This is a genomic window from Bradyrhizobium niftali, assembly GCF_004571025.1.
GTDB lineage: Bacteria > Pseudomonadota > Alphaproteobacteria > Rhizobiales > Xanthobacteraceae > Bradyrhizobium > Bradyrhizobium niftali.
On sequence record NZ_SPQT01000030.1, the window covers coordinates 100,039 to 120,453 of the forward strand.

At 59.5% G+C, this 20,415-nt stretch carries 24 protein-coding genes and 2 pseudogenes; 12 read left to right on the forward strand and 14 right to left on the reverse strand.

Annotation, left to right across the window (positions count from 1 at the left end; translation table 11 throughout):
• Positions 1–836: 836 nt before the first annotated feature.
• Both E4K65_RS49600 and E4K65_RS37145 read right to left on the reverse strand, forming a co-directional pair.
• Positions 837–971 (reverse strand): hypothetical protein, encoded by a 135-nt coding sequence (locus E4K65_RS49600; RefSeq protein ID WP_283813921.1) that lies wholly within the window; start codon positions 969–971, stop codon positions 837–839.
• Between the two features lie 307 nt (positions 972–1,278).
• Positions 1,279–1,470 (reverse strand): CsbD family protein, encoded by a 192-nt coding sequence (locus tag E4K65_RS37145; RefSeq protein WP_135178319.1) that lies wholly within the window; start codon positions 1,468–1,470, stop codon positions 1,279–1,281.
• An 825-nt stretch (positions 1,471–2,295) separates the two neighbouring features.
• Here E4K65_RS37145 and E4K65_RS37150 point away from each other — a divergent pair.
• From E4K65_RS37150 to E4K65_RS49840, 4 genes and pseudogenes are all read left to right on the forward strand, one after another.
• Entirely contained in the window at positions 2,296–2,532 is a 237-nt protein-coding gene (locus tag E4K65_RS37150; protein WP_135178320.1) for a DUF6894 family protein, read from the forward strand.
• A 677-nt stretch (positions 2,533–3,209) separates the two neighbouring features.
• A complete protein-coding gene (locus tag E4K65_RS37155) occupies positions 3,210–3,983 on the forward strand; it encodes an outer membrane protein (protein ID WP_135178321.1) in 774 nt (257 codons plus the stop codon).
• 1,429 nt (positions 3,984–5,412) lie between these two features.
• Positions 5,413–5,700 carry a hypothetical protein gene (locus tag E4K65_RS49070; protein ID WP_235885900.1) on the forward strand — a complete coding sequence of 96 codons (288 nt, stop codon included), beginning with the start codon at positions 5,413–5,415 and terminating at the stop codon, positions 5,698–5,700.
• Positions 5,610–5,880 (forward strand): annotated as a pseudogene (locus E4K65_RS49840) (Cj0069 family protein). Before E4K65_RS49070 ends, E4K65_RS49840 begins: the two are co-directional and overlap by 91 nt.
• Before the next feature lie 164 nt (positions 5,881–6,044).
• On the opposite strand, the gene E4K65_RS37175 reads toward E4K65_RS49840, so the two are convergent.
• The 3 genes from E4K65_RS37175 to E4K65_RS37190 all read right to left on the reverse strand — a co-directional run bounded on the left by E4K65_RS37175 (position 6,045) and on the right by E4K65_RS37190 (position 8,194).
• Positions 6,045–6,299, reverse strand: a complete 255-nt coding sequence (locus E4K65_RS37175) for a PRC-barrel domain-containing protein (protein ID WP_235885901.1) — start codon at positions 6,297–6,299, stop codon at positions 6,045–6,047.
• A gap of 1,159 nt (positions 6,300–7,458) precedes the next feature.
• Complete coding sequence (locus E4K65_RS37185; RefSeq protein ID WP_135178323.1) at positions 7,459–7,665, reverse strand: ATP-binding cassette domain-containing protein; 207 nt, start codon at positions 7,663–7,665, stop codon at positions 7,459–7,461.
• Between the two features lie 283 nt (positions 7,666–7,948).
• Positions 7,949–8,194 carry a cold-shock protein gene (locus E4K65_RS37190; RefSeq protein WP_135178324.1) on the reverse strand — a complete coding sequence of 82 codons (246 nt, stop codon included), beginning with the start codon at positions 8,192–8,194 and terminating at the stop codon, positions 7,949–7,951.
• Positions 8,195–8,995: 801 nt separating this feature from the next.
• On the opposite strand from E4K65_RS37190, the gene E4K65_RS37195 reads away from it, so the two are divergent.
• On the forward strand, positions 8,996–9,214 hold the full coding sequence (locus tag E4K65_RS37195) for a hypothetical protein (protein ID WP_135178325.1): 219 nt from the start codon (positions 8,996–8,998) through the stop codon (positions 9,212–9,214).
• A 292-nt stretch (positions 9,215–9,506) separates the two neighbouring features.
• On the opposite strand, the gene E4K65_RS37200 is transcribed toward E4K65_RS37195, so the two are convergent.
• From E4K65_RS37200 to ligD, 3 genes are all read right to left on the reverse strand, one after another.
• Positions 9,507–10,133, reverse strand: a complete 627-nt coding sequence (locus E4K65_RS37200; RefSeq protein ID WP_135178326.1) for a hypothetical protein — start codon at positions 10,131–10,133, stop codon at positions 9,507–9,509.
• Between the two features lie 12 nt (positions 10,134–10,145).
• A complete protein-coding gene (locus E4K65_RS37205; protein ID WP_135178327.1) occupies positions 10,146–10,466 on the reverse strand; it encodes a hypothetical protein in 321 nt (106 codons plus the stop codon).
• Between the two features lie 288 nt (positions 10,467–10,754).
• The gene (ligD, locus tag E4K65_RS37210; RefSeq protein WP_135178328.1) at positions 10,755–11,675 is read right to left on the reverse strand and encodes a non-homologous end-joining DNA ligase; all 921 of its coding nucleotides are present in this window, start codon (positions 11,673–11,675) and stop codon (positions 10,755–10,757) included.
• Here ligD and E4K65_RS37215 point away from each other — a divergent pair.
• Positions 11,664–11,858: a DUF3606 domain-containing protein gene (locus tag E4K65_RS37215; RefSeq protein WP_167771455.1), complete on the forward strand. Its 195-nt coding sequence runs from the start codon at positions 11,664–11,666 to the stop codon at positions 11,856–11,858. The genes ligD and E4K65_RS37215 overlap by 12 nt on opposite strands.
• A 41-nt stretch (positions 11,859–11,899) precedes the next feature.
• Here E4K65_RS37215 and E4K65_RS37220 read toward each other — a convergent pair whose 3' ends face one another.
• The gene (locus E4K65_RS37220; RefSeq protein WP_135178330.1) at positions 11,900–12,166 is read right to left on the reverse strand and encodes a prenyltransferase/squalene oxidase repeat-containing protein; all 267 of its coding nucleotides are present in this window, start codon (positions 12,164–12,166) and stop codon (positions 11,900–11,902) included.
• Positions 12,167–12,372: 206 nt separating this feature from the next.
• On the opposite strand from E4K65_RS37220, the gene E4K65_RS47860 reads away from it, so the two are divergent.
• Positions 12,373–12,936: a hypothetical protein gene (locus tag E4K65_RS47860; RefSeq protein ID WP_167771451.1), complete on the forward strand. Its 564-nt coding sequence runs from the start codon at positions 12,373–12,375 to the stop codon at positions 12,934–12,936.
• Here the strand turns inward: E4K65_RS47860 and E4K65_RS49075 are convergent.
• A pseudogene (locus tag E4K65_RS49075) lies at positions 12,862–13,086 on the reverse strand (hypothetical protein); the annotation flags it as partial. The gene E4K65_RS47860 and the pseudogene E4K65_RS49075 sit on opposite strands and share 75 nt — an antisense overlap.
• 1,959 nt (positions 13,087–15,045) lie before the next feature.
• On the opposite strand from E4K65_RS49075, the gene E4K65_RS37240 reads away from it, so the two are divergent.
• The 3 genes from E4K65_RS37240 to E4K65_RS37250 all read left to right on the forward strand — a co-directional run bounded on the left by E4K65_RS37240 (position 15,046) and on the right by E4K65_RS37250 (position 16,348).
• Positions 15,046–15,408 carry a tetratricopeptide repeat protein gene (locus E4K65_RS37240; RefSeq protein ID WP_235885902.1) on the forward strand — a complete coding sequence of 121 codons (363 nt, stop codon included), beginning with the start codon at positions 15,046–15,048 and terminating at the stop codon, positions 15,406–15,408.
• Positions 15,409–15,546: 138 nt separating this feature from the next.
• A complete protein-coding gene (locus E4K65_RS37245) occupies positions 15,547–15,822 on the forward strand; it encodes a hypothetical protein (protein WP_135178332.1) in 276 nt (91 codons plus the stop codon).
• Positions 15,823–16,147: 325 nt separating this feature from the next.
• Positions 16,148–16,348, forward strand: coding sequence for a DUF6494 family protein (locus E4K65_RS37250; protein ID WP_027548237.1), 201 nt, complete (start codon positions 16,148–16,150; stop codon positions 16,346–16,348).
• A 204-nt stretch (positions 16,349–16,552) separates the two neighbouring features.
• On the opposite strand, the gene E4K65_RS37255 is transcribed toward E4K65_RS37250, so the two are convergent.
• The 3 genes from E4K65_RS37255 to E4K65_RS48270 form a co-directional block, all read right to left on the reverse strand.
• A complete protein-coding gene (locus E4K65_RS37255) occupies positions 16,553–16,846 on the reverse strand; it encodes a GYD domain-containing protein (protein ID WP_027528060.1) in 294 nt (97 codons plus the stop codon).
• 338 nt (positions 16,847–17,184) lie between these two features.
• Entirely contained in the window at positions 17,185–17,871 is a 687-nt protein-coding gene (locus E4K65_RS37260) for a PI-PLC domain-containing protein (RefSeq protein ID WP_135178333.1), read from the reverse strand.
• A gap of 62 nt (positions 17,872–17,933) precedes the next feature.
• A complete protein-coding gene (locus tag E4K65_RS48270) occupies positions 17,934–18,284 on the reverse strand; it encodes a hypothetical protein (RefSeq protein WP_209312127.1) in 351 nt (116 codons plus the stop codon).
• A 491-nt stretch (positions 18,285–18,775) separates the two neighbouring features.
• Here E4K65_RS48270 and E4K65_RS37270 point away from each other — a divergent pair, with 491 nt between their 5' ends.
• On the forward strand, positions 18,776–19,210 hold the full coding sequence (locus tag E4K65_RS37270) for a hypothetical protein (RefSeq protein ID WP_027548302.1): 435 nt from the start codon (positions 18,776–18,778) through the stop codon (positions 19,208–19,210).
• Positions 19,211–19,637: 427 nt separating this feature from the next.
• On the forward strand, positions 19,638–19,820 hold the full coding sequence (locus tag E4K65_RS37275) for a hypothetical protein (RefSeq protein WP_135178334.1): 183 nt from the start codon (positions 19,638–19,640) through the stop codon (positions 19,818–19,820).
• Positions 19,821–20,204: 384 nt separating this feature from the next.
• On the opposite strand, the gene E4K65_RS37280 is transcribed toward E4K65_RS37275, so the two are convergent.
• Positions 20,205–20,387: a hypothetical protein gene (locus tag E4K65_RS37280; protein WP_135178335.1), complete on the reverse strand. Its 183-nt coding sequence runs from the start codon at positions 20,385–20,387 to the stop codon at positions 20,205–20,207.
• Between the last annotated feature and the right edge of the window lie 28 nt (positions 20,388–20,415).

Consider the following 20,415-nt stretch of genomic DNA (forward strand, 5'->3'; position numbering starts at 1 on the left):
TCTCATGGCCTGGCGTCTTGCTCGATACACCTTGAGCAAACACGGTCGGCGCGGTCCCTATAAGGGCGATGACCGAAACTGCAACAATCATCGATTTCATTTTCGTTTCCTCCTCAGATAACCCCTCCCGACCAACGGCTTGGAAACTGGGCTGTTCCATGAATGGATGCTCATCAACTCTTCACCGCAACCAAATAGCTCGGCGCGCGCCGTCGAGAGCCGATCCCTCTCAACCCAAGGGTCGTCGGATTGAGCGAGGCGCTGCGAACGCCGTTGCCATTCATGGACCAAGATCGATGGCTGCGAGGAAAGAAGATCGGTGGGGCAGTCTGAACGCCAGCAGCGGGTTGATTATCTCGTCTTCGCGCTATCCAACCGCGCCAGCCCAGTCTCAATCACAACCATGTCTTTCTCGATCTGCCGGACAGTGCTCGTGCAGTCGATCCCGGTGCACGCGTTGAGGTCTGCAATAAGTGTCCGGTGTTGCATCCGAAGCTCATCGAGAGACTCGTGGTCCTGAAAGCGAGACATAACCCTCCACGATCAGCTCAACAGCCCCTGACATCTCCAATACCTTCCGAGGCTCATTCATATCTTCAGCGATCACGCTTCCCGAGTTCGCCTAAAACTTCGGCTCTTCGCAACTCGTGCGCAGCAGCGGTCAAATGAGCCCCACGACCAGGCCGAGCCGCCTTAAGGTCAGGAGAGCAAGGGGGTCACACAGCTCGATTGAAAGTCCGGCTCCCAGTACTGCAATGGCGCGTTGCTCATCCGCGCGAGATCAGCCCATGTAATGCCTTCCGTCACGCGCCTCAAGGTTGCCCCCGATGACATCTTTAAAAAACCGACGCATGCTTGATTTGCCGCAGCATAGCCATGGCCGCCTCGGTGTACCCACCGTGGGTTAGATATTGATCCACCTGCGCTGTACTGATCAGCGCAACAAGAAGACCAATAAAGCCCTTAAACATTGGGCCTCTCCTACAAGAGACCGCAACCGGGCATGCCGTCGTATACTGTTTCAGAATGCGCTGCCGCTTAATGCGATCAATATGTAAATAGTGACAGTGACCAGCAACCAATCCCTTAATCGGGGCGACGTTTGGATGCGCATGCGGTAGGACCAGGCGAAGGCGAAGGCGCTGCAACGGCCGTTGCCAAACTACGTGCTCAAGATCGTGGGGCGGAGAAGATAAAGCCGCTACATAGTGCGCGCCCTTTCTTCCAACAAAAGCGCCGCCCCGAAAGAGCGGCGAGTGTCAGTCCACGTAAATGAAGTCACTTCTTCACGGCGTCTGCTGCGTCCCTCGCCGCATCCTTAACATCACCTGCGACATTGTGCACAGCGCCCTTGGCCTTGTCGGCCTTGCCTTCCCTTTGCAGGTCCTTGTCGCCGCTCAGCTTGCCAGCGCCTTCCTTAATCGCGCCCTTGGCTTTGTCGGCGACACCCTTTACGTGCTCGCGATCCATAACTCTCTCCCTTCAATCGTGGATAACGAACAACGCATCAGAAAATTCAGCGTTCCTAGCGCTATCCGAATGAAGCCCAGGCTAGGCTGAGGGGCTTTTCGACCTCGCCGTGGTACGCCAAAGACGGAGGCACCGGGGCAGAGGTTGTGCACCGCACACGCGGTCTGCGCAGGAACCAGAGGGCGGCAATCCTGGACAGCGTCCCTGCCTCGGCGTCACGAACAATCTCACCCCTGGCAGAGTTGTTGAAGGAAGACGCCCCCCGCAATGGCGCGCCGTAAGTAAATCTAGGAGAAGTCGCCACCACTCATCTCGATCACGGTCGCCGATCGCCCTCTCTGCTTGGCGAAGGCATTCTTCAGCATTGTTCAAGAATTTATCAGCGTCCGTCTGAGGCATTGCACTGAAATAACGCAGAAGACGAAATGAGGACGCTGTAGCGGCTCGAAAATATTTACTTGGACGGCGCGCGTCCGAGTTCCGGGTCGCAAAAGTTGGCGCCGTCCGGAAGGCGCAGTTGCATTCATTTCAGGACCGACACTTTAATTGTGAGCGCCCCTCATTCGATGGTGGTTAGCTTGCGATCAGACCGGCCTGACAAAGTTTGATCCCGAAGCTATTTTGGCCCGGCCGCAAGGACTGCAAGGCAGCCTGCGGGCGGTTTCTCTTGCATGTGGGCCAATTGCATTAAGCCAAAAGGCCGCGCCCACCTAGGGTCATCAAGCGACATGGCGGGTTTAGTCGGGTTACGAAAGAGGCGCCAACTGATAAGGCCTCAATCGGAACGATGCCATCTCCAACAACTTGGCAATCTGGAGGTTGCCAATGCCCCGCTACTTTTTTGATGTTGAGGATGGCCACAGGCTTTTTGATTCATCGGGCTTTGTTTGCGACGACGATATCGCTGCAATCACCAGGGCGGCGACGCTGGCCATCGGCGTTTCACTTGATAAGCCCGAAGATGATCCTGAGCGTCGCATCGCCATAATTAGCGATGACGGACGTGAGATTGGCACCGTGCCCGTGTATTCAAGGCCCTCATACGAAAACCCGGCCCCATAAGGTGCAGCCGCTACGTCGGCGCGTGCAGTTGACCGTGAAGCCAGCCGGTTGTTCGTGGGGATTTCATCGGATCAACCAGATCGGCCACAAGCTGGTGGACGTCCTTGCACGCGGGGCACTCAAATGTCCGGATATCGAAGCCAAAGTGGCCGGGCGTAATCCGAGCCAGCACCGCTTCTGTTCGACACGTTGGACATAGCGTTCGGGGATGGTGGAGCATGTTGCACGCCTTGATCAGGCGGGAGCGTTACAGAACTCTCAGTCACCGGTAATTGCCGTGGTGGGCGGTGATGAATCACTGTGGAACCTCCGCTGCGTTCGGCGCTGGTCAGTATTGCTCACATGCCCCAGGAATTTAACGCGTCGTTAGTGAATTAGGTCGCCGCTAGATTCAAATTAGGGCAATTCCCCTCAACCAGGCAGGCAGCGCCGGTGTCGACGGTGGCCGGTCAGGTCCGGTCTACCCGCAACTTCGGACATGGCCGGGCGCCGACCAAACCGTCGCGAAGGGCCAAAAGGCGACCGCTGTGCAACAAGCCGGCGGCGGCGGAAACAATGTCAGGTTGTCGAATCCCTCAGTTTCTCCGGTGATGTAGCGCGCGGGTGACAGACACTGAGGAGAACAATGGTAGGTTGTAACTGGGGCGCAAGGGATTTGAAACCTGAGTCGACACACAATGAAGAAAATCTTGCTGAGCACGGTTGCCCTCATCGCACTCGCCATTCCTGCCTCGGCCGCCGATCTGGCGGCACGGCCCTACACCAAGGCGCCGCCTCCGGTGGTCGCTCCGATCTACGACTGGAGCGGCCTCTACATCGGCATCAATGGCGGCGGCGGCTCCGCCCACAAGTGCTGGGATCAGAATAACGCCGGTGGCGTGCCCATCGCGCCGCCTGTTGCCCTTGGGTGCCACGATGCAACCGGAGGCACGGTCGGCGGTCAGATCGGCTACCGCTGGCAGAGGGCGAACTGGGTGTTCGGCGTGGAAGCGCAGGGCAACTGGGCCGATTTCAAAGGGTCCAACGCCAACCTTGCCGTCGCAGGCATCCAGGATGAAACCAAGGTCGATGCGTTCGGCCTGTTCACAGGCCAGGTTGGCTATGCCTGGAATAATGTGCTGCTTTACGTGAAAGGCGGCGCCGCAGTCGCTAGCGACAAATACAGAGTGTTCGATATTCCAAGCGGGCTGACCATCGTCAACGGAAATGAAACTCGCTGGGGTGGTGCGGTGGGAGCCGGCCTTGAATTTGGCTTCGCGCCGAACTGGTCTGTCGGCGTCGAATACGACCACCTGTTCATGGGCCATCGCGATGTGAGCTTTTTCTTCGTCGGGAACGCTGGTCTTCCGGCGGGCGTTTTTGCAGGAGCAGCCCGTATTAGTCAGGACGTCGACATCGGCCTTGTTCGTCTAAACTACCGCTTCGGTGGCCCGGTCGTCGCGAAGTACTGATCGTCACGCGAACGGTAGCGCTCGAACTGAAACTGCCGATCCTGCGGCGGCCTAGGCACGACCGCTGTGGGTCAAAATGCGAAGGACTCAGCCCTGAGCAAAGCTCGTCCGCGATGCCTCGGCGAGCGGACCGGGTGGAACGATGCCGCCACTTCGCCGATGTGCCAACAACGGCGCAGACGCGGACATTGCGCGAGGTCCGTTCTGTCGATTCATCGCTACGGCGCACAGTCCGCTAAGATCGGTCCTCTGGGCTCCAACGGAGTGCCCCTTTTGGGCTGCCCCTTTTGGGCAGTCATGCTCCCCTTTCATCGGCATATATTGAGCTCGCCAACCGGGCTGGCTTAGCCCCTTCCAGCCCCAGCCCGGAGAGGCAGGCGGCCCTACCGCGCGATCAGCGGAGCAGGGTCGCTGCGCGTCATACACTCGCGGATGAGGAACGACGACAAAACTGATCGGTCGGAGCTTGGTTAGAAAGCCGGTTGCATTCCCACCTGCCCAGCAAGGGAGGGAGTCGTGATCAAACAACCTCATTTCGACCCTTACTCGGTCCCAGCACGCATCTGTCTTGCCGTTGCCGTTCTCGGTGGCGCCTTGCTCATCGCGGTGGCGATTGTGAGTATCTATTTCGTCTAGGCATAGTCGCCTTCGGGTCAAAAGCGGCGGCCCGGCGCTCATACGGCACGTCCGATCTCCCCTTGATACCGGGCCTCCTACGCCAACGACACCGGTCCTATTCCCAATAGAGTTCGCGCGATAATCGGGACGCCGCGCACGCCCATCTTGCGCGCGCCAAAAGCCGCCGCACCGCCGAGCCTCGTGGGGCAGGCACCACCCGTAAATTTCCCAAGTGTCGGCTAGCAGGCTCGCTGGTTAACTAGCGCGGCATGAGCGCCGCACCATGAAAACACCGAAGCCAAAACAATGGGACGAGCAGGAAGTCCGACGATTGGTCAGACTGGCCCGGGCACGCGCTGGCGTATCGAAGATAGCAGCCGAGCTGGGCCGTCACGCAGGATCAGTGAGGCGAATGGCGCGAACGATAGGGATACTGTTGAAGAAGTAGCCCCGCGCCTCCCTGCAACTCGACGGACTAAAACGCGCGCACACGACACATTTACCCGGCCAATCGGGACCAGAGCCACGCGTTGGTGGGCTTCAGTCAGATTTTGTCCGTGCAGCAATCTCTTTGACGTCGCCAACCGGGGCGTGTGGGTGAGCGCTCATCCGGACGTCATCCTAAAGATGGGGACAGGCTCTATCAAACCCGCTCGATGGGTTGGGGATGCGACACGGCGCTCTATCAGATCGCCGCAGCGATGCGTGCCGAGTTGCCGACGCGACTCACCGCCGGTCCGCGGTGATCAAGCGCAACCGCTGTAACGGTGGCCAGGGCGTCTGGAAGGTCGAAAGGTTGCCGACTTCCCCGATGATCACGGTGCTGGACGCGACCAAGGACACCCCTGAGGAACTGACGCTGGATGATTTTCTCCGTCGCTGTGCGGAGTATTTCGAGAATGGCAGCGTGATCGACCAGACGTTTCAGCCTGGCCTGAGCGAGGGCGTGGTGCGTTGCTATATGGCAGGCGACCGCGCGCCGGCTTCGGTCACCACAAGGTCAAGGCCCTGGTCGACTCGCCGGCCGCGCGCGCCGAGGCCGGACCGCGTCTCTACTCGTCCAACGCAGACCCGCGCTTCCAGCGGCTGCGTCGGCTGATGGAAGACGAGTGGACGCCGCAGCTGACCTCGTTGCTGGATCGCGCGAGACGACCTGCCCGCGATCTGGGACGCCGATTTCATGCTGGGACCCGTTCAGGCGGACGGGAGTGATAGCTACGTGCTTGGCGAGATCAACGTCAGCTCTGTGGACATCGGCTGGGACAGCCGTTCCGATTGAGAGATTGAAATTCACGTTGTTACTTCCTCGACCTTCTCTTGCTTGATCGCTGAGGTCATCTGGGTGCGCTACTCGGCGGTGAGGCGATGCCGTAGCCGAGGTTGCCGCATTTCCCGTCGTCCTATTGTCGGAAGTCGAGGGCTTGGTCTCGGCAGTCGGCGTTTTCAAGTCCGAGGCCAGTACTTGAAGCCCGGTGCGCCTTTCAGATCATCTTTGGTTTCGTCTAGGGTCAGCCACCACTTGTCGTTCTTCTTGGCGGTCTTGACCGCGGTGAAGGGCACGATGACATCTTTCTCGCCAGTGCCGAGAAAACCGCCTACGCCGATCACAATACAGGTGATCTGACTTGTCGTTCGTCGATGGAACGTGGCTGGGCGCAGTCGAGAGCAGGAGTTGCACATCAGCCTGAAGCGACGCATCGAAGATCTCGGCGCTTACCAATCACTGCTTCTGTTGGTGGTCGCCAACGGCGATGGGCGCCGTTGAAGCCGGGCCGTCGCCTTCGCGGGAAAAGGCCAACGAGGGCGGCAAGGTCTGGCACGACTGCTGTAACTTTTCAGATAAAATGGTTCAACGCTCCCATCATATTCCTCGACTAAACACTGCCGCGAATGGTGGATTTGATCCGCTAGGCGCAATCCTCGGTTTGGCAAGAACGGTGATGATCCAGCGTGTGGGATTGCTGGGGGATTTAACTTCCATGACCGACCGGACCAACCCCGTGACGAGCGATCCCCTTATCTTCAAGGTTGTTTTTTGGCCACGATGTTGGTCATAGCGGCAGCGCCTCGCCACCTTTGGATTAGTCGTCTCGAGTGTTTGCATGCGGGTATATCACCTCATAGTCACTCAACAGAACTCGACGCCGATCAGGAGACCTTTTTGCCAAGAAACCTTGCACCGCTTACCCTGGTCCGCGCGCGAGAGTTTAAGTTGAAACACGGGCCTAACGAACGCTGGATCCTCAACCCTGATTTTCGCGCCGTCTTTGGATATGTCCAACACCGAACATCTCCTCGCCGCGAAAGCGCCGTCGATTGCCATCCACGCTTCTTGATTGGTCCTTCTGCGGGGAGAACGAGGTTTTCGTCCGAAAATTGTCATTAGCCAGACTCCGATGCTTGGAAACGGGCAAGGCAAGGGATTAGTTGCAAGTCCAAACAATTTGACCTTGTTGGTCGAGACTCCCGAAACTGCGCGTTCTAAAATTCGCATCCCGTCCTACAGCGCGTGCCAGAGAGCATATCAGCGGCGGTGGCGATCGAAAGTCCGAGCGCGCGCGGCGGAGGATGATAGCCTCCGCCGCGTTTGTAGTGCCTAAGCGAGATGGCCTGTAGAAGGCGACGAGTTCGATGCCGACCTACTTGTCATGGTTGAGCTTGTGGAGGGAGAGTGCTGCCAACTACGAAGAGCTGGGACGTGTCTTCACAGGCAGCCGCACCTCCCAGGATAGGACCAAGGTCCGGTTGGCTGCAAAATTCCCGCCTGCATGGTGATCGGCAGATCATGCTCGCGATCGATAATCGCTTTGCGCTCAGCAAGCCCTCGCGAGCGCCCGGATTGTGTCGTTCGGCAGGTCTAAGGAGCGAGATACCGGGGCAGCAGCGGGTGGCCGCGGATTTCGGCAGACGAGCCGCTGAGGACGAAATGACCGCGGTCGAGCACATAGGCGCGGTCCGCGATGCGGAGAGCCAATTCGATGTGCTGTTCGACCAGGATGATGCTGTGCCCACGTGATAGCTGGCTGAGGAGCTCTGCGATCTCCTCGATGACGCCGATCCTCACTGATGCTCAACAGGACCTCGGACGGCGTATCGTTTTGCACCGTTTCCACACACCTTCCGCCCCGTATTCGCGCAAGCGGACCTGATTAGCTCAGTATCAATCGGTCGAAGAACAGATGGTTCCTGCTCCCCTTCCACCGCCGATTGCGCGACGCATTTCGGCAAACGCAGCCCGAATGTCCGAATCGGGTCAAAAGCGCCGGTTTCGGCGGTAGCCAGTCAGGTCCGGTCTACCCGCAACTTCGGAAATGGCCGGCGACCGCGCGGAAGAAAGCCGCGACGGTCTATCGGCTGATCAGCTGACTAGATTCCGGTTTAGATTCCTGGATACCGACTCGGAGCTGACTGGCTATTACCTTGCCTGCAACGGAAGCGAGCTCGTAGCTCACTCTTTGCCCTTCAATCAACGTCGAAATGCCGGCTTCCTCGACGGCGGACATATGAACGAATACATCCTTGCCTCCGCCGTCGGGCCTTATGAAGCCGTAACCCTTAAACTTATTGAACCAGACTACGAACCCGTTAGCCAAAGTTCCCTAGGCATCCCCATGATCTAGGATGTCTACTTATAAACCCGAACTATCGTAATTTTTAATCGCAACCGTGGGGTGATTGCAAGCCGGTCGCAACATGGATCGCCGTGAGGTCAGTTGTGGGTCAAAGGCTACCTTGGCCCAGTTTGCATACCCTGTTCGGGTCACCATCGGAAAGCAGACCTCGCGGCGCCATAAGCTGAGGTCAGCCACGGGCCGATTGTGTTGCAAAAGTCGAAAGTTGCAGGGCTCAAGATTTTTCGCGAAAACACTACGCAGCGAGCGACCGCTGATTGGTATGACCTCAATCGCGTTACCGAAGTCGCCTGTGAATTTTGCGTGAGGCCGTGAGGTCCCTCGCATCTTGTACGCGAAAGGCGCGCCCACGGCCCGCAGAATTTTGGTCATCGGCGAAAAACGACTTTTGCAACAATATCGGCCAGGAGCCGACGTCCATGACGTTAACTAAATAATCTGCACACGCGCGGTCTTTTCTCAAGCTCGGCGGGAAACGCCAGTCTAGCCAACTGAAACGTGGCGCTGGACGATCCTGGGGGTCCCGTTCTGTCGGCAGGTCTGACGCGCGACAATCTTGACGCCGCCGCTTCCAGCGGCTTCGGCTCGAGCTGAATGACAATACGGAAAGGATCTTTCGGCTGTCGATCGACGGGAAGTAATTCTCCGGGCAGGGCCACTCTGTCCTGACATCGTGGTATGCTCCGGCACGGCCGTGCTAAAGCGTCGATCAAGGAGTTATCCTACGTCGCCACTGTGGAGGTGGGACATGGACATCGAGAAGTGGCTGCGCGACTTAGAACTGCAGTTTCTTCGGCAACGGGTCAAAATGCGAAGAACTCAACGCGAGCAAATCTAGTCCGCTTCACCGCGCTGACAGCGGGGCAAAGGGACAAAGCGCAACAGCTTGCCGAAATCGAGGAATACGACCTGGATATTCTCGACATCAATTTGCAGGGCCTCAATGTCGAGCCAGTCGCGGAGGCCCGCAATCGCGGCTAGGAAGCGACCATTCTTCTTCCTGAGCGGTTACGGATCGGGCGGCGTGCCGGAGCAGTTCAAGCGCAAACGAGTGCTGCACAAACCGTGCGAGCTCCAAGTGCTAAAGCAAACTATCGAGGCGATCTTGTCGAAGCCGGACTCTCCGCGGCACCACGCCAGCGGGAGCGACGGGCCGGAAGCCGACATCATCTTAGCCTGCGTTCGTCGAAGCCCCGTGCATAGCAAGGTGTACTGGTCCACATCAAAAAGGCCCCGCATCGCGGGGCCTTTGTCTTGTCGAGGCTGAGGAGCCTTATCGCCGCACGGCCGCGCCGTAAAGCTCGCGCTCGCGGCCGATGTCCTCCGGCGACAAGGGTGGGCTTGCGGCATCGAAGTCGGTCCAGCCGGACTTCTGCCAGGCCGCGCTGCGCTCCTGCAGGTTCACCGCTCTCTCGTTGAGCAGCGCATCGAGGCGCGCGCGGTCCTGGTCGGGCACCTTTGCAGTCACCAGCGTCCCGCCGCGGCGGACGCCCTCGGCATACCGCGAGGCGTCTTCGCGGGAGACGCCGGCTTCGGTCAGGGCACCGACGATTCCGCCCGTGGCCGCGCCGGCTGCGGCGCCGACGGCCATCGAGGCGAGCCAACCCGCCGCCACGACAGGCCCGAGGCCGGGGATCGCAAGCAGGCCGAGGCCGGCCAAGAGGCCTGCCGCGCCGCCGAGACCGGCGCCGATGCCGGCACCGGTGCCGGCGCCTTCGGCGCGATCGTCGACGCCGTCGCGGTCACGGTCGACCTTTCCGGACCGTGAGCCGAACCAATTGTCCGAATTGTTGGCGACGATGCTGATGTCGGAGTGCGGCACGCCGGCTCCTTCGAGACGGGTCACGGCGCGCTCGGCATCGGCATAAGTGTCGTAAAGTCGAGAGATGGTCGTTGTCATTTGCATGATTCCTTACTTGGCGGGGTTCACGTTGCCCTGAAAGTCCAGGCTGACGTCGGTCTTGGTGCCGGCCTTGTCGGCCTTGCCGCGCCAGACGCCCTGATCGTCCTTGTGCAGTCCGGAGACGTTGGAATATCCAGCGCCCTCGATCCGCGATTTTGCCTGTCCCTCGGTGAAGCTGTTGCGGCCCTCGACCGGCTTGTTCGAGTTGTTCTGGTCCGAGCTGTTGACGGCGTTGTTGCCCGGCCCGCTTTGTGCGGGCTGCGACTGCGCGCCTGCGGGCACGGCTCCGAGCATCAGCAAGGTTGCGGCTAATACGGTAAGACGTCTCATTTTTTGTTCTCCGGCGGTGAATGTGCCGGCGACAACCTGTAAGATTCGAATTGGTTGCTAGGGCGCGAAGACGGGGAGTGACCCCATATTCCCTCCCTTTAAAGCGAGCCTGAGCAAATTAAGCAGTGAGGAACGATTGCCACGATCTCCCGTTTAGCCTCATTGCCTCACCTCCTAGGTGGGCCGGCGTTCTACGAGATTGCCCCCGACTTAAATCGGAGCGAAGCGATCGCGAGAGACGATCGTGATCGAAGGAAGTGGTCGCCGCCGGTTGGACATCGAGGCCTATCACAAGTCCTCCCTCAGCCCCTTGAAAAACGGGTGGCGGACTTTTCCTTCGGCCGATTTGGCGCGGTACTCGATCTCGGCGAGCAGCTTGGGCTCGACCCAAATGCCTTTGTGTGCGATGCGCTTCGCATAGGGCTGCGTCTTTCGAATCAGAGGCTTCAGCCGTTTCTGCAACTCGGCGGCAGAGACCTTGTCGAAGCCATGGTCGACCTTGCCGGCGTAGACCAGGTCGGCTCCCTTGTGCCGCCCGAGATAGATGCCGTCCCACTTGCCTTCGTCGAGCGCGAAGCCGGCGATCGCCAGGGTCTCCCGCTGCGCGCAGGTCTTCTTGACCCAATTGTTGCCGCGGCCACTGGCGTAGGCGCTGTCCCGTACCTTGGAGACCACGCCCTCGAGGCCGAGTTTGCAGGCGTGCTCGAACATGGACCGCCCCTCGATTTCGAAGCTCTCGCTGAACTGCACGTTGGTGCCGGCGATAATCTTCTTGAGCTCGGCCTTGCGCGCAACCAGCGACAGCTTCCGGAGGTCGCGGCCGTTCAGATAGAGGAGGTCAAACGCGACGAGGACGATGCTGGTCGACTTGCCCTTGAGCTCGTTCTGCAGGACCGAGAAATCGGTGGTGCCGTCGGCTGCGGGCACCACGATCTCCCCGTCGACGATGGCCGATCCCGCCTTGATGTGCCAGGCGTCCTCGGCGACCTTTTTGAAGCGGTTGGTCCAGTCGTGTCCACGTCGCGTGAACACCTTGACCTCCTCGTTGGCCAGATGGACTTGCACGCGGTAGCCGTCGAACTTGATTTCGTGAATCCAGCGGGCGCCGGAGGGCACCTTTTCGACGGCGGTTGCCAAGGCCGGTTCGATGAAGCCGGGAAACGGCGCCTTGACGCCGATCGCTGCCGGTTTTCTACGCTGAAACGCCACTCGGTGGCAACGAAGAAGACGGCACGCGGACGCAAACAGGATCGGGCCAGAGTGGCCGGCGGTCAGAAGCACGAAGCGCGCTATGAGGCGAAGAAGACCGGGAGATCGGCGTCGGCGGTGAAGAAGGCCGTCAAGAAGGTCGGCAACTCGCGCAAGCGCGTGGAGAAGCGCCTCGGCCGTTAGCTCCTCTCTTGGCGGCCCCGAGAGGAGGGTGCGCGGCGGTCCTACTGCTCGGCCGGGCACTCCGGGCAGGTGTCCCCGATCGAGTCCAGCATGTCCCGCAGCTCTGCGATTGCATCTTCGGAGGAGATGCCAGCCGGGGGATGCCGCCGTGCGATCTCGAAAGCCCGCTCGCGGGCATGCGGATCGGCGCCGTCCTGCATCCAGCCGTGCTCCTCGCACTCGCGGATGGCACCGGCCTCCTGCAGCCCCGCGATGGCCCAGCCGCGCAGCGTCCGGATCGCCGACCGCCTTTCCTTGAACATCAGCATCGAAATCGCTCCCTGGCGCTGTTTGACGAATCCATGCGGGCCACCGCGCGTTCCGCGCTGCTAACACAGCCCAGGGATTCGAAATCGCGGAGGCTCAGTTTTTCCACGTGTTCCGTCCAGCGCGGACCAGGAACAAGGCGCCTGTGACCCCATTGAATCGGCGCGTGTGAGTTGCGTGGAGTTTATCGATGACCGCCGATAAACAGGTGCTGGAAGCCGTCGAGCGGGCGCAGGCTATCCTGGCGCGCTACGTGGAACCGGGCGAGAGGGATTGCGAGCGGACGATCAACGATCTTCTTGACATCCTCGACCGCGACGAGGTCGTCGCCGCCGTCGAGGAGCTCGAACAGCGCGGCGAAGCCGTCGCCGAGCTCCGGCGCCTTCTCGATCGAGGAGGTCGCTCCTGGAGTTCTCCGCCAAGGAATGCGGTTGAGCCCGATCTGCCGCCGATGCCGCCGGAGAAGCGACCTCAGGATTCGACAATGGACGGCCGGGACATGCGCTTCGATGGCTACCAGGTCGAAACCAAAGAGCACGCCGGCGAGTATCCCGACACGATGCCGCAAGTCATCGAAGTGACGGATGCGGAGGGGCGGAAGGCCGCTTACGTGCCGCTCAGCCGCGACGGCAAGGTCGTCGACAGCTCGGCGGTCGTGACGAAGCTGAAGGAGTGCGAAGACAGCCGCTGTGTTCCAGTCGAAGTCCGGCCGAATGTCGGCACCGCGAGACCCACAGCCTTGGCAGACAAATCGCGGCTCAAGATCGGATAGCCTTACATCGTCGGGCCAACGGTCGGCATTCAAGGCAACGTGATGGCCGCAATGGCAATAGACCAGCACGCCGCGCAGGCCCATCTCTCGCATCTGACCCAGCGTGATCTTCACGGGGCGGCCGCCAATTTCACCTAGCTTGCCCAGCATCCGAATCGGCTTCTCCGGTCGCTCGCCAACCCTTCTCTGTAAGATGATAACGCTCCCCGTGTTTCACCAGCCAGCCGCCTTCAATCATCCTCCCCGCCATAGCCGTCGAACATGCCGGCTGGTTGCCGCCAAGGTGATACAGGCCGTCGCGGCGCTCGACCATACAGCCGTGGATGCGCACCAGGCGAAGCGCTTTCAGCATGCTGGGAAATAGAACTATGGTCGTGCTCGTCATTGCTCTCCAAGTGACGGCACCATCGAACGTTCCCCAACGCCACTCGGCGAACCTGCGTCAAATTCTCCAGTCCTAGCGGCTCAGAGCGGGCGCCGGCTACTGCCGGTCGTGGGTATGCGGAAAGGAATTTTATTCGATGCCAGGATCGTGCTGTTGAGCCTTCATGACGACCGCAAGAAGTCCGGCGCCAGCGAGCAAGGTGACGAGACCCGCAACACCGAGAATGAGCCAAACTAGCGCGTCCATTGCTCGCCCCTCTTTCGAGTTGGGCGAAGGCCGGTTGCTACCGGATTTGCTACCCAACTGGTTGGGACGACGCGGGATAGCGGGGGACGAAAAGGATGTGAGGTCGCCAAATTAACAGCGATTTCAACATCAAACGGGACAGGCCGGGTCTAGCCGGCATGGCCATTCCTGAATTTCAAGACCGGTGCCTTAAACCACTCGGCCACCCTTCCAAACCCGGAATTGCTGTCGCTTAACGCTCGCGCGGCGCAGACCCGCGCCAAGGCCCAGCGTACCAGAGACGCGGTCACCCGAGACCGGCTCCTGCCGAGCGAAAGCCATTGTAAAGCCATTGTGATGGGCGACGCATAAGCGGCAGCTGCCCCTGATCTCCTGTCCAGTCGATGATTTCGAAACATGCCGCGCCGAAGCATCTCAACTTCAAGGTTGGCATTATTGGGCATGGCTGAGGCTGGAACTAGCGCAAAAAAGAAACCCGCCCGAAGGCGGGAGGCGCAAGGTACCGCAATGGCCGCAAACATCAATCAGAGGCACACATCTCAGTGCGTCCCTGCAAGCTAGGCCTCGCTAGGCCAACGGTGAGTTGGCTAGGGTCCGCTGATGCCTCGGCTATTTTCTGTGGTTTCGCGCGCGGTGTCAGAACCGCGATCTGATGAGGAGAAGCGGGCATACCGGCCAACATTAGCCTTGGCGTAGCCGAACTCTCCTCCACTTGGGCCGAGCCCAGCACTGCTACTTGATGCCGGGAGATCGGCAAGCCCGTCAGTTCAAAAGTCGGAAAGTGTAAATTGCACGCGCCAGCTTGATTGATCGTTGTGCCTCCGATGGCGGCGATGGCGGTCGCGATCAAGAACAGATTTCGCATGATGACACCCCTCTTGGATTGGAGATATTCCCACCACGAATTCCAATCCGACTTTAGCTCTAAGTCGGTGATGCGACGTGTGAACCCGCTCACACTAACTGCGCCCATTCTGTGCGCCCAACCGAGGGACCTCGGGGGCGCCTCAGATTGGCCCCCAGCGCGCCCGAATCGCAATCGCAGCTACCACTGCCCCGGGATATCGATGCAAATCGCGCCCTTGGCTACCGCTCCACCGCGCTATCCCCAGCCCCCACGCGGTGGAGCGGAAAGCTTCGGCAAGTGGATGTCGCGGTGCCGCTAACGGTAAACGCAGGTCGGGCAAGAGCCTCCGCGGCCGAGTTACCGACGCCGCAACCAATCGCACTCAGTGCGGTGAGGAGAGCAAACGTATCCGGGAACGTCCCGATGCTGATTGTTTTCCATTCGGCAACGTCCGAAACGGACGTTACTGGACCCATGCGTGTCGGGACAAGGCGCAGCCCGTTCGGGCAATCCTGAAGCCGCTAAGGCAGATATCGCCAAGCTCGCCGAGTTGCGGGACAAGCTGCGAGATGCGAAGGATGCTTATTGGTCGGAGTAGGTAGACATTCAGCGGCAGGTCGCTACCGCCTGGATGCTCTATGCCGAGGGCAAGCGCGACGACGCGCTGAAAGTGATGAGCGCAGCCGCCGATGCTAAAGACAAGACCGAGAAGCATCCGGTGACGCCGGGCGTACCCAAGCCGGCTCGCGAACTCTATGGTGTCATGCTGCTCGATAGCGGTAACGCCAGGGACGCGCTCGTCGCCTTTGAAGCGACGCTGAAGAAGGAGCCAAACCGGCTAGGCGCCTACGTGGGCGCGGCGAAGGCCGCCGAAAAGTCCGGTGAGTCCGCCAAGGCACACGAGTATTACAGCAAGGTCGTTGCGATCGCCGATGCTGCGGATAATACCCGGACCGAGGTTACCGACGCGCGCGCGTTTCTGACGAAGCGCTGAGGGGCTGCAGCGATATATACGGGAGCATATCGTGAGAGCATTCTTTCTGCCTATCGTTCTGATTGCTCTCGCGACCCCGGCTGGTCGCTCAATCACTGCAGATCATCGGATACTCCGGCTATCTCGGCGAGTGGGAGGTTGACCGCCACCGTCACGGAAACGGCTTCCGGCCCTATAAAGGAATACTCCGGGCCATTAACGATGAAGCACGTCGGCGTATGCATTCAAGATGGTCCGGAGGAGAAGACCGGTGAAATGCGTTTTCAGATATCGGCCTCATCACCCCAATTGAATGCGACATTCTCCGTTGCGGGGGTCGAATGCACCTACAGCGGACAACTGTCAGACTCCTATACTGGCACCATGAACTGCTCCGATCGACAGGCAGTTCCTCTCAAGCTGTGGTTGAAATAGCTGCCGTGCCCAGAAACATTCCCTCCTGGAGAACAGGCGCCGTCAGCTGTGGGGCATTCGCGTCGGTTTAGTCCTCCCGCGAAGACTTCCGGTCAGCCCCGATGAGCGGACATCTTCAGTGCCCATCGCAAGGTCTCAAACGGGCCACGAGCGGAAGCACTCCACTGAGTGAGACTTTCGTTTCCAGGTGTAGTCGTCAGCTTCGGGCCGAGGTTGCAGGCAATCAGGTTGAGGAGGAAGTCGGCGGCGACGCGAGCGGGGCCTCGATGTTTCGTCATTGCTCGCCTCGTGTTAGACTTTGCCTGCCCGATCAGGGAGAACAGCCATGACCGCCGAGTTCGATGAAGACCGCTTCAATATGGCTATCCGTAAATTTCTGAAGCATGTCGGAGTTACATCGCAGCGTGAAATTGAGAACCTAGTGCGTAGCGGGGAGGTGAAGGGTGGCAAGCTCAAACTGCGAATGACCCTGTCCGCTGAGGGGACGCCGCTGAAACATGTGGTCGAGGAAACAGTCGCGCTCTGACGATTGTCCCGGTTGTGGGAAGTCATGGCCCTGATCCTCACAAAGGCTATCATTGCGGTCGCCGGCCGAACGTCGCCTTCGGGTCATTAGCGTTGTTTTGAAGGTCGGCTTGTCATTTCCGGTCTACCGTCAACTTCAGACATGTCGCTGCGCTGGCCGACGTTATGTGCCAACAACTGACCTTCGTTTTGATTTGCGTTAAGCTTACGCAAGTCCCGCGATGATCTTGTCAACGTCCGCTTCCGGGAACACCTTGACCGACGTCGTCCGTACGTTCCCGATGGCGGCCAGCGACAAGAGAAACTTGGCCATGGCCTCATCGTCGGTGGCCTCGGCGTGGATGATGAGGTCATATGTTCCCATGGCGAGATAGCCGGCCTTGATGTCAACGCCAAACTTTTTGCCCAACTCCCTGGCGGCCGCTCGACGCTGCGGCATTTCCTTGATGGTCCGAACACCTTGCTCGGTGAAATTGCAGAGAAGCATGTACGTGGACATGGCGATTCTCCTTTGACAAAGAAGCAATGGACTTAACGGGCCCACGTCGTGGATTATGCCACACTGCCTGACCCCGCCCAACCACCAAGATCCCCTCAGGGCGGCTCGAAGTGGCGGGGTCATTCTCGACCGAATTGGGCTATCCGCGTGGCGTCCGGTTTAGCGCCGTTAGCAGCCAAAGTGCGGACTACCCTCAACTTCGGAAATATTCAGGCGTCGCGCAAACCGTCGTTTAGGGCCAAAAGGCGACGTCACCGAAAAAGCCGGCCACGCCAGATCAGGCCGATCTGTCAGCCGCTTTCGAATATTTCACGGGCGAAGAACGGGTTTGCGCCGGCCTAATCAGGTCTGGCGCTGCGGCCGATAGTGCGGTCGACGTCGGCAACCGCCCCGTAGAGGCGCTGCCGCGAGAGCCAATGAAGGTCGTCCATGCGTTGCACGATTGCTACAACAACCGGCACGTGGTGGCGTCGCGCAAGCTGCTCAAGCGAGAAAACGGACCACCAGGCGCGAAAAGCGACTCGCGTCCAAGCGCGCGCGTCCCAGCCGAGCAGGAGGACATCCGGCGCATACCTGCGCACTGCACGATTCAGGTTCCACGGGTACATGACGATGATGCCCAGGCGCACCGGTCGCGCAGCCTCCCACGGAAAGGATTTTGCGACGGCGGCAAAGGCAAATACGACTGAGCGACCGGCCACGTTGCGGGCAACCAGCCTCTCCATGACTCTAGAGACAAGTCCCGTCTCCTTCACCTCCACAAACAGTTCAAAGTCAGTTGGTGAAAGAAGCGACAGTGCCGCATCGAGGGTAAGCGCATTCTCGACATGACGAGGCGGGTCGTGTGACACCACCAATGTGTCGGAATCCGCTGCAAGGCAGACGCCGAATTCGACACCAGATATTCTGCCGCCACGGGCGGCACGTGCGAACGCGGCGACCGAGTTTTCACCCGGACCCGCAGACCATCCACGATGCGCAATAAGCTTCATGACGAGTCCGTAAAGCCAAGCTGCGCGCGCCATGCAATCTCCCCGTAGAATGTTCGCGCCGCTTCGTCGATTACCTCATCCAACAGAAGGAGCCGTCATTCACTCTGTTGCTCGTCCAGAGCGGCAGCGTGCCAAAGGCTATTGAGTTCATCCTGCCCCCCCCAGCCGACGTGGCTCCCGCGTGATCTAATCTTGTCGAGACGCTCGAGGTAGGTGGCGCGCTGGGCAGCAGGTAAGCTCGATACAAATTCGAGGGACCGTCCATACATGCGGATCAGAGCGGCAAAGTAGCTTTCATCTTCCATGCTGCAGGATTCTAGAAAGCCGAATGCCTCTTCGCAATAAAATATCGACAGCTCCGCCATTCCCTCCGGGCGACCAATCGCTTTCTTGTAGTCCGCAATCGCCTTCTTGGCTTTTGAAACCGACACGGACTGGTTGTTCATTAAGTCTGGGCATATCCAGGTAGAAATATTTGCTTTGAAGGGCTGGAGCTGATCACGACCCAAGCCCAAGCGGGCGTGCAAGAATGCTCGGTTCTCTTTGCTCGCAGTGTAGAGGTCTTGCACCAGTCCCCGAAGGCCTGCGCGATCGAAGTCTAAGAGCACGGTCCTAACATCGTTCCAAGTTGGCGAGGCATTTTTGCTTCGGACCACGGCCACCAACCTTTCAATGACGGTTTTATGAGCGAGCTTTTCGGCTCGTTCAAGATACACGACTTCGGCAAAGGAGTAGATTGGTCGGATCAACGATGCCGGTGGGCAAGCCCCTTAATTTGGTCCAGCGCGCTTGGCGGCTTCGGCGCCAGGGCAAATCACTGGCGCGCCAAGCCAGGCGCGAGGCGGGACACTTGACGTCAACCGAGATACCTAAGCGAACTGTCCAACGATAGCCATGAACGCCGGCGAGTTTGGGCGGGCGAACCAATCGGACCACCATGTCCTCTAGCTCCAACGCCAGTATCGCCAAGAAAGCTCGCACGAAGGCCGAGGCGGATTTTGCCACTTGGCTCATGATGGCCAAGCTCGGTGGTTTCGATGACCTTCCGTCAAACGCACAGGGCTTTCTGACTAACTATCGAACCCGACTCGAGACGATGAGCGAGGCCGAATCCACCGCCCTGGCCGTTCGCGAGGTCTACAGCGCTTATTACAGCGAGATGGGAGGCGTGGGCGCGGCCCCGGAACCAAAGGCCCGCACACCAACGACAGAGGGCAAAGTCGTGCGCTTCCAGAGACGGCCTAAACCTCAGCCCGCTCCATCGGCTGCGCGCCATTCGACGAGGCCAATGATCCGAAAATCCCTCTCGGCACTGCTGATTTTCGCGAGCATGGTGGCTCTGATTGTCGCATATAGATATCTGACGCAGTAAAACCGCCCGCGGATTGTGTGCGGGAAGAAATGCGCTCACAGCAACCGCGCGGAACCTGGGCGGCTCGCCAAGCTTCTCTACCGCGCCCGCCACGCCACCTCTAGCAGCGGCCCGCCTCCTATGACCTCCGCATCTACAAAAACGCGATGTCCGCGACGTCCGCTTTTCCTGATAGCGACCAAATAGCGGACATCGCGCACTTCGCATCTGTGCCAACAGCGGTCATTCCGCAACCCCGTAGATGAGTGCTGCCCTCAACGGGAAGCGGGGCGGCGCGTCGGGTGGAGCGGGCATAAACGCCGCAAGCTATTTGAATCGCCTCGCCTTTACGTTTTCGGTTACACAGGCTTGACCTTGACGCCCGCGCGTCGCAGGTTTCGGGGCGCCGCGCGCGGCTCGCGCGCCCACCAGACAGGATCCATCTTTCATGGCATTCGTGCAGTTCACGCAACCGGACGATCAGCCCATCGTCATCAACACGGATAGGATCGTGACCGCCACGCCACTGCCCGACGGACAAGGCACGCGCATCACCCTCAACAACGGTGGCCATCAGGACGTGAAGCAACTCATCGCTGACGTGCAGCGGCAGTTGAACATTAGCGGGTAGGCTCAGGACATCGCCGCCTGGGCGAACCATTCCGCCGATCAAGTGAGGTCGTACACTTTCTTGAGTGCTGCCCAATGTCGCAGATGGGTCAAAAACGGTCGTGGCGCCCCCGAAATGGGATGTCTGTATTACCCCCGAGGGCAGACATCGGTCGGCTACGCTGCCGACTGTCGACGTCATCGTCTACTACGGCAACGTCAAGCCCGCCGACACGCACCTTGCCAGCGTGATCCATTGCGTCGATGGCGAAATCGCAAAATGGCTGGAGCGCCGTGAGCAACGGCGTAGGGGGAAGCAGCCACCGTCACGTTGCAGAGCGATAGAAAATCCAAATTACGACGAGAGCCACCAGAACGACTATCCAATTGGAAATTTGGATACCAACTATCGATGTTTTCCGGCTAAACCATGCCCACGGCGAAATGCCGCGACGAATTGACCATATCCCTGCGGCGATGTGCCATTGATGAATCCAATGACTGGGATCGTCGGCTTCTGCGCCCACGCTGCGAGCGGCCAAACGGCAGCGCCGCTGCCGACCAACGAGACGAACTCGCGCCGCTTCATGTGATCATCCTATTGGGAGTACCCGTCG